At 52.4% G+C, this 8,178-nt stretch carries 10 protein-coding genes; 3 read left to right on the forward strand and 7 right to left on the reverse strand.

Annotation, left to right across the window (positions count from 1 at the left end; all coding sequences use genetic code 11):
* Nucleotides 1-1,305, reverse strand: a 1,305-nt coding sequence (locus C7K08_RS11705; protein WP_106500789.1) for a 16S rRNA (cytosine(967)-C(5))-methyltransferase, incomplete at its 3' end; no start/stop codon positions are given.
* Between the two features lie 71 nt (nucleotides 1,306-1,376).
* On the opposite strand from C7K08_RS11705, the gene trmH reads away from it, so the two are divergent.
* Nucleotides 1,377-2,066 (forward strand): tRNA (guanosine(18)-2'-O)-methyltransferase TrmH, encoded by a 690-nt coding sequence (trmH, locus tag C7K08_RS11710; protein ID WP_106500782.1) that lies wholly within the window; start codon nucleotides 1,377-1,379, stop codon nucleotides 2,064-2,066.
* Between the two features lie 7 nt (nucleotides 2,067-2,073).
* Here trmH and C7K08_RS11715 read toward each other — a convergent pair whose 3' ends face one another.
* Complete coding sequence (locus tag C7K08_RS11715) at nucleotides 2,074-2,334, reverse strand: hypothetical protein (protein ID WP_106500783.1); 261 nt, start codon at nucleotides 2,332-2,334, stop codon at nucleotides 2,074-2,076.
* A gap of 29 nt (nucleotides 2,335-2,363) precedes the next feature.
* Complete coding sequence (locus C7K08_RS11720; RefSeq protein WP_241537237.1) at nucleotides 2,364-3,245, reverse strand: ABC transporter permease; 882 nt, start codon at nucleotides 3,243-3,245, stop codon at nucleotides 2,364-2,366.
* Between the two features lie 90 nt (nucleotides 3,246-3,335).
* Here C7K08_RS11720 and C7K08_RS11725 point away from each other — a divergent pair, with 90 nt between their 5' ends.
* Nucleotides 3,336-3,785 (forward strand): type IV pilin protein, encoded by a 450-nt coding sequence (locus C7K08_RS11725; RefSeq protein WP_106500784.1) that lies wholly within the window; start codon nucleotides 3,336-3,338, stop codon nucleotides 3,783-3,785.
* A 105-nt stretch (nucleotides 3,786-3,890) separates the two neighbouring features.
* Here the strand turns inward: C7K08_RS11725 and C7K08_RS11730 are convergent, their stop codons facing one another.
* The 4 genes from C7K08_RS11730 to lepA all read right to left on the reverse strand — a co-directional run bounded on the left by C7K08_RS11730 (nucleotide 3,891) and on the right by lepA (nucleotide 7,722).
* A complete protein-coding gene (locus C7K08_RS11730; protein ID WP_106500785.1) occupies nucleotides 3,891-4,541 on the reverse strand; it encodes a hypothetical protein in 651 nt (216 codons plus the stop codon).
* Between the two features lie 6 nt (nucleotides 4,542-4,547).
* Nucleotides 4,548-5,012: a GspH/FimT family pseudopilin gene (locus tag C7K08_RS11735; RefSeq protein WP_106500786.1), complete on the reverse strand. Its 465-nt coding sequence runs from the start codon at nucleotides 5,010-5,012 to the stop codon at nucleotides 4,548-4,550.
* A 409-nt stretch (nucleotides 5,013-5,421) separates the two neighbouring features.
* Entirely contained in the window at nucleotides 5,422-5,760 is a 339-nt protein-coding gene (locus tag C7K08_RS15245; protein ID WP_133165248.1) for a hypothetical protein, read from the reverse strand.
* 153 nt (nucleotides 5,761-5,913) lie between these two features.
* Nucleotides 5,914-7,722 (reverse strand): translation elongation factor 4, encoded by a 1,809-nt coding sequence (gene lepA / locus C7K08_RS11745; protein ID WP_106500788.1) that lies wholly within the window; start codon nucleotides 7,720-7,722, stop codon nucleotides 5,914-5,916.
* A 37-nt stretch (nucleotides 7,723-7,759) separates the two neighbouring features.
* Between lepA and C7K08_RS11750 the strand changes: the two genes are divergently transcribed.
* Nucleotides 7,760-8,178 (forward strand): iron-containing alcohol dehydrogenase (locus C7K08_RS11750; RefSeq protein WP_117434649.1); only part of this gene is annotated, 419 nt, incomplete at its 3' end.

Consider the following 8,178-nt stretch of genomic DNA (forward strand, 5'->3'; position numbering starts at 1 on the left):
GTAGAAGCCGTCACCACCATGCTCGGCATCGGGCCAAAAAGTTTGCTCGGTTTCAAGCAATTGCCACTGGGGCTGCYCCTGCAAAAACTGTTGTATTTGCCCCTGGTTTTCAGCCGGATGCAGGGTGCAAGTGGCATATACCAAGCGGCCACCTGGTGCCAGGAGTTTTGCGCCTTGCTGCAGCATTTGGCGTTGTAATTCAACCAATTCCGCCAACATTTCAGCTTTTAAACTCCAGCGGGCATCGGCATGGCGGCCAAGGGTACCCAAGCCGGAGCAGGGCACATCCAACAACACGCGATCAAATAACTGCCCCTGCTGCTCCAATTGATCAAGGGCAACGGCATCCGCCACTTCAGTGCGAATAGAGCGCAAACCAAGCCGCTGGGCATTTTCCCGCAAGCGCTCCAAACGCACAGCAGAGCGATCAATGGCTAACACTTCGCCTTTATCGGCCATCAATTCAGCGAGATGGGTTGTTTTACCGCCTGGAGCAGCGCAGGCATCCAACACTCTTTGGCCTGGCTTGGGATCTAAAAGCGGCGCAATCGTTTGAGCAGCRCGATCTTGAACGCACCAAAGGCCCTCCCGATAGCCAGGCAGTTCATTGAGGGGGCCAGGGCGTTGCAGCAGGGTGAGGCCGAAAGCTTGATTCGGCAATGGTGCAGCCAGCACACCCACCTGGGCAAAGGCTGCCAACACCTCATCCACAGTGCTGCGCAACGCATTTACCCTTAAATCAAGGCTTGGGGTGAGATTGCTTGCCTTGGCTAGGTTTTGGGTGCGTTCCGCGCCGATGCAACCCCAAAGTTCCTGCACTAACCAATCAGGCCAGGATTGCTCAAGCGCTAAGCGGGCTTGGGGATCTTCAGGCAGGGGTAATTGTTCGCCAGCGGCAATCGCCCGGGCAGCACTGCGCAGCAATCCATTCACCACAGGCGCTAGGGAAGCCAACCGTTCTTTTTTTGCTAGCTCCACCGCCGTACTCACCGCAGCTGATGCTGGTACGCGATCCATCGCTAATAGCTGCTGCAAACCCACATGCAGCAACCAGCGCAACCGGGGCGGCTGCCGCTGGGCAGGCACCTTGCCAAAGCGATCGATCCAGCCATCCAAACGGCGGCGCATCCGAATCGCGCCGTAACTGATCTCAGTTGCCATTGCCCGATCAAGGGCAGGCATTGGTTGGCGCTTGAATTCCCTATCAAGGGCTAGATCGGCATAGGCGCCATCACCCACTGCCTCCAGCACCCGCCACGCCACCAACCTGGGTAGCAAACCGATGGGGGTGGGATCAGCAACCAAATTTTTATGCCTTGGCAAACTGCATTAAAGGCGCCGGTGAATACGCTGCAGCAACCGCAAGCTGCTGGCCGATGCCCCTTTTGCCCAAACGCTTTGAGCGATTACAAACAGTGCTCAACGGCCGCATGGCAAATCTCACGGTGCTGCTGGAAGGGGTAGAGAAACCCCACAACCTTTCGGCGATCCTGCGTAGCTGTGATGCTGTGGGAGTGCTTGAAGCCCATGTGGTGAGCCTTAAGGGGCGGGTGCGMACCTTTAACAGCACCGCCCAAGGCAGTCAAAAATGGGTGCCCCTGCAAAACCACAACTCGATCGAAACCGCCTGCAATCAATTGCATCAACAGGGTTTTCGTATTTTTGGCACCCATTTAGGGGTAACAGCAATCGACTATCGCCAATGCGATTTCACCGGTCCYACGGCCTTTCTGTTRGGTGCTGAGAAATGGGGCCTCAGCGAGGCAGCCACCGCAGGGGTAGATCAAGCCCTATTCATTCCCATGGCGGGAATGGTGCAGTCTTTAAATGTGAGCGTTGCAGCGGCAATATTGCTATTTGAAGCCCTGCGGCAAAGGGAACTAGCGGGGTTGATCCCAAGGGATGGAGAAGGYYTATCAGCAGAGCTATACAAAAACACTCTTTTTGAATGGGCYTATCCCCAGGTGGCGCGCTGGTGCAGGGAAACAAATAAACCCTATCCGSCCCTTAATRRKGAAGGTGAAATCCAAGAAGAAATACCGCGCACCTTRAAATTGCGCTGTTAATAATTAATTAAAAGGGYAAGAAAATATCATTGTTGCTTGCAACTTGCTGGGGTGCTTGGTTTTGGTGGGCCCTGGGCAGCTTTAAAGCAACTGCTAGSAGCGCAAAACAAAGCAATTGATGCAAGCCCCCCACGCAAAGGCTGATAACCAACAAAACAACMGCAAGGATCTTCTCAAGCACGCCCATMACCTCATCGGCATTGCGACGTCCSAGGTTCCAAAGRAGGGTGGCTATGGCCACCAGCAGCATCGAAACGAACACTGCCATGGCAGTTTCCAGATCTAATACAAATAAATCTACTCAGCTTTTGATCCAGAAGCCTGGCCGCTCACCCATGCGTCTAATCCCTCACCAAGAAAAGACAAACCAAGCACCAGCACAAACATCGCTAAACCTGGGTAGAGAGCTGTCCACCAGATGCCGGTGGGCAGCGCCGTGAGGGCTTGCTGTAGGTCTGCGCCCCATTCCGGAATTGAATCTGGCAATCCCAAGCCAAGGAAACCAAGCCCCCCCAAAACCAAAACAGCATCGGCGGCATTAAGGGTRAGCACCACGGGCACTGATGTGATCACATTGCGCAATAGGTAGTGGCGCATGATCCAATAAGGCCCWGCCCCGAGGCTCTGGGCTGCATCGATAAATAATTCCGCTTTTACAGATGCCGTTTGATTGCGCACTACTCGGAAATATTGAGGTACGTAAACCACACAAAGTGCAGCAGCGGCATTGGGCAGGCCCTTGCCAAGTAAAAATGCCAACACCACTGAAAGCAGTAAAACGGGCAGGGTGTARAGGGTGTCCATCAATAACACCAACAAGCGATCCACCAGGCCGCCGAGGTAGCCACTCAACATGCCAAGGGGCACCCCAATAGCTAATGCCACTAATAGGGCACTAAAAACCACCTGGAGCGCCACACCAGCRCCKGCCAAGGTGCGGCTGCACACATCACGGCCAAGGCGATCGGTGCCGCAAAGATGRCCCCAACTCGGCTGGGCATAAATGGGATTATCGAGGCCAATATTTGGATCCTGAAGCACACCTAAATGGATTGCTGGCCCAGCCAGCAAAGCCACAAGGCCATAAACAATCAGCACCCACACACCCACCCGGGCCATGCGCGCAGAAAGACTGCTGGGCCGCCAGGCCAAAAAATGCTGCAGGGGACTGAGAATCATCAGCCAAACCTAGCYGAACCACTGCAACAGGGCCGTTGATGGGGGCACATTAAAAATGTTGCTCCCCCCGGCATATACCGGGCGATCAAAATGATTAATGCTTTGCAAAGTGTTCGCAAAAAAGCGGCTATTAATAGGCAGCAAGGGGGTTTCACCCTGGTGGAATTAATGGTRGTAATTGTGATTGTAGGTGTACTAAGTGCCGTAGCCCTGCCCCAGTTCATGGGAGTTAAAGACAAGGCAAAGCTAAATACCCAAATAGCTGAATTAGCTGGTTTAGCCAGGGAGTGTTCCTCTGCAATTATTGCTGAAGGCCCCTACCCATCGGCCAACTCTGGCACCACTAACACCGGGCTCACAATTTCCGGCAATTGCAATGGCGGCGATGGGGCAAGCGCACCAASTGCAGATGTGAATTACACCACAAGCAGCGCCAGCATTAGCGGTGCGAAATGCGGYTCCCTATCAATTACGTCTGGCAAGAAATGCCAAGCAACTGTTGCATCTAGCAGTGGCGCTATTTCCTATTCAGAAATCTAATCAAMAAGCYCTTTACTAAATACTGCTTAATTCAACTAATTCACCACYAGGGAAACTTATCCCTGGTGGTTTTTTATGGATATTTTTTCTAATGGGGAGGGCAAGCTACTCAGATAGCACTGCACTGGCATCAGCTTTWAGCSTTTGAGTATCAAACCGTTGCCTTAATTGCCATTGCACGGTGCCACTTATGGGCTCCATGCATGCAGCCAAAGGCAAGGAAGCCGTTGCACCAATTGCCACTGCTTGGGGTAAATCGCAGCCACTCCAGCTACCAGGGGCAGGATCTAAACCATCAATTACCACACGATTTTGAAAAGCTGCCGCACCATTAATTGAGCCATCACTGCGAAAGGCGCGGCCGCAACGCATCAACACCCAACCCCGCCAAATCGGCTCACTTGATTTACCAACGCTGTAGGTGGTGAGCTTTCCATCGGGGTTGCTGATCTGCAAAACCGCTTTGCGGCCTGCCAATCCACAAGACAAATTCATACCGCTAGCTTCAGGATCAATGGCAACCGCGTTACCCCGCTCCAGATCAGCGCGAATCAATGCATTGGCGCGGCCAAGGGCCTGGCGTTCCCGCATGCCACGGCTTAAACGAACACCTAAGGCACCCTCACCAAATAATGAATTCATCACAATTACAACTACAACCAAACCAAGGCCACTAGCTAATAACAATTCCAACAAAGAAAAACCAGCCCTGGGGCTGCTGCAATGGCGCTTATTAATTAAGCCCAAACTAATCATATCAAACTACGCATCTGGTAGGCAGCTACCCTTGGCGTAATTACCAACACGGGTAATACCCAATGGCAAACTAATCACTAAACAACGGCTCAAACCACTGGAAGAATGCTTCAAAATTACAGTGCCCCCKCCTAATACCAAACCATTAGCTGTAAAAACCAAGGGACTGCTGAAATTATTACTTAGCTGAAAGCGCGCGCTTTTGCTTACATCAAATAATTCAACCTCTGCCTGATCGCAACTAGCTAAATCGCCCAGAGCTGGTGCTTGCCACCCCCGCCCCCCCAATTGCAATGCACAGGGTTTGCCTTGCTGTTCCGCCTGGTTGCGGGCCCGTTCAAGGCCAAGCCATAGTTCCCGGCTAGCACTTTCTAGTTCTTGGCGCGCTAATGGCCCTTGGGCTCCCACCAAACAAAGGCTCACAAAACCTRCGCTGATCGCAACTGAYACCAGGATTTCAGTGAGGTTCATYACTTGCAAACCCCAAGGCCTTCCAGGCTGTAAAGCCGCTCTCGCCGCTGACGCAATGGCGCTGCAGCCTCTAGGGCCACCAGCAAGCGATCACCCTGCACCTCCACCAACCGCTGCCTCGGCTGAGTGCTCAATAAGGAATCAATGAGGGGTAACGTGCCGGCCCGCTGCAATTGATCTAGCAGCTCRGTTCTTAGTTGCACCAGCTGGCTGCCATCGCTGCAATCGATTGAGCTGGCAGGGGCAAGGCGCCTCAATACCCCTTCATCCCGCTGCAATTGGCGATCCATCCAAGCCAGCAGCGCCATTTGCTTCCGCCCTTCCAGGGCAAGGCCGTTGGCGGCAGCWAACACCTGTAGGCCGGCGCCACAAAAGAGCGCCAATAAAACACTGCTTATCAGCAGCTCAGTTAAGGCGAAACCGGCCTCAGCTCGCCGCTGCTGTTTAGCTGAAACACTTTGCTGCGCATAGGTTTGCCCGTTGCTGCAAGCCGTTGMAGGCTGATTTGAGCGGGGCCATTGGGGGAGCCCTGCCATTGCTGCAAATGGAAAATGCCGGCCGCCAGCTTTTGATCGGCWGGTGTGGCGCCTTGGCGGGCTAATGCGRCAAAAAGCATGGCTGCCGTAAGGAAGCAGTCGTTTAATTGCCCCTCTTGCCAAAGCCTTGCGCCCCGTGCCCTGGATTGCAGCGCCATCGCCTGCAAAGACAGGCCACTGCCCAATAACAACAGCCCCAACATMAACACCAAAGGCAGAGCAAATCCAGCGYTGGCAACGTTGCAGCGCCTGTTGTGCACCCCTGCCCGCCACATGTGAAACCCCAAMTGATAGGRCCAGCATTCCACCGAAGGAGCAAAGCTTGCACTACAAACTGCTCAMTACTTGCTATKRGAACTCGWTGTTTACTGATTSAGCTTTAGCACTGCCATAAATGCTTCCTGCGGAACATCTACCTTGCCCATCGCCTTCATCCGTTTTTTACCCTTAGCCTGCTTTTGCAATAGYTTTTTCTTGCGGGAAATATCACCGCCATAACATTTAGCAAGCACATCTTTGCGAATTGCGCTAATACTTTCACTCGCAACAATACGACTACCAATTGATGCCTGAAGGGGGATCTTAAACTGCTGGCGTGGGATTAATTCCTTGAGCTTTTCCACCAACGCCTTGCCAACATTATAGGCTTTATCGCGGTGAATAATAGTAGTTAAGGGATCGGCCTTTTCACCATTTATCAACACATCAAGCCGCACCAAAAAATTCTCTCGGTATCCAATCAAGCTATATTCCATTGAGGCATAACCCTTTGTTCTGCTTTTCATCTGATCAAAGAAATCAGTTACCACTTCTGCCAAGGGCATTTCATAGTGCAGCGCAACACGGTCAGTTGTTATGTATTTCATATCAATGAATGCACCCCGGCGTTCTTGGCATAGCTCCATSAGGGCACCGTTRTAACTATTTGGCGCATAGATTTCTAGTTTTACGTAGGGCTCTGCAATAGACGCCCTAGCCTGCGGCTCCGGCAGYGTTGCGGGRTTATCTACCATCATGATTGAGCCATCAATCATATTTACTTGATAGATAACCGAMGGCGCCGTAACAATTAGATCAAGGTCATACTCCCGTTCMAGCCGCTCCTGCACAATTTCCATATGCAACAAGCCAAGGAAACCACAACGGAAACCAAAACCCATGGCGCTGCTGGTTTCCGGTTCGAATTTCAAAGCAGCATCCGATAGTTTTAGTTTGTCTAATGCTTCCCTAAGRTCGGGATATTGATCGGCATCGGTGGGAAATAAACCGCAAAAAACCATCGGTTTTGCTTCTGTGTAACCCGGAAGCGGTTCGGAGGCGGGATTTGCAGCAAGGGTGATAGTATCGCCAACGCGGGCATCAGCAACGGCTTTAATCGAGGCAGAAAAATAACCCACTTCACCGGCATGTAGYTCTTGAACCTGCCGTTGATCGGGAGCCATTATCCCAACTTCATCTAATTCATAGGTTTTTTTACTTGCCATAAGTAAAACTTTATCTTTTTTTGCTAGGCGCCCACTGATAACGCGAAAGTAAACAATAACCCCCCTATAYGGATCATAGTAAGAGTCGAATATCAATGCGCGCAAAGGCTCTTCCACGCGATCCGCTGGGGCMGGCACACGGTCAACAATAGATTGCAAAATCTGCGGCACACCCATRCCAGTTTTTGCTGAGCAGTGGATGGCATTGGAAATATCTAAACCAATGATCTCTTCAATCTCTCTACCTATTCTTTCCGGATCGGCTCCCGGCAGATCAATCTTATTTAGCACTGGAATTATTTCTAGATCATTTTCAAGGGCTAGATAWACATTTGCCAGGGTTTGAGCCTCCACCCCTTGGCTGGCATCCACCACCAGCAGTGCRCCCTCACAGGCTTGGAGGCTGCGGCTCACYTCATAGGAGAAATCCACATGGCCGGGGGTATCAATCAGATTSAGGATGTAGTTATCACCATCAGCTGCGGTGTATTCCATGCGCGCAGCCTGCAGCTTGATCGTGATGCCCCGCTCYCGCTCCAGTTCCATGTTGTCGAGGAATTGGGCCTGCATATCGCGGGCCGCCACCGTGCCGGTTTCTTGCAGCAACCGATCGGCCAGGGTTGATTTGCCATGGTCGATATGGGCAATGATGCAGAAATTGCGGATCCGTGAAACAGGGGCGTCTGTCATATCAAGATCCTAGTAAGCAAACCGCATCTGTTTTTCAATGGCCCATTCCAAAAGCGTGGTTTGTATTCACCAGCGGCCCCTGATCGTTTTTGCTAGCCCCGGCAGGTATGTGCAAGGGCCCGGTGCCACCCATGAACTGGGTAGGGAAATGCAACGGTTGGGCCTGCAGGGGCGCGTGTTGATCATCGCCGCTGGCACCGCTAGGCGGGAATTGGCTTCGATCTGGCAAGCGGTGCTGCCCCCTGTGGGCATTGAACCAATAGTTGAAGCATTTGCTGGCGAATGCAGCAATGCCGAAATTGAACGTTTGGTTCAACTGGCCAAGCAACTCAACTGCAACGCTGTTATTGGCGCCGGCGGCGGCAAGGTTTCTGATACGGCAAGGGCCGTAGCCGATGAGCTCAATCTGCCAGTGGTGATCACCCCCACCCTTGCCAGCACCGATTCCCCCTGCAG

The sequence above is a fragment of the Synechococcus lacustris str. Tous genome (genome assembly GCF_003011125.1).
GTDB lineage: Bacteria > Cyanobacteriota > Cyanobacteriia > PCC-6307 > Cyanobiaceae > Synechococcus_D > Synechococcus_D lacustris.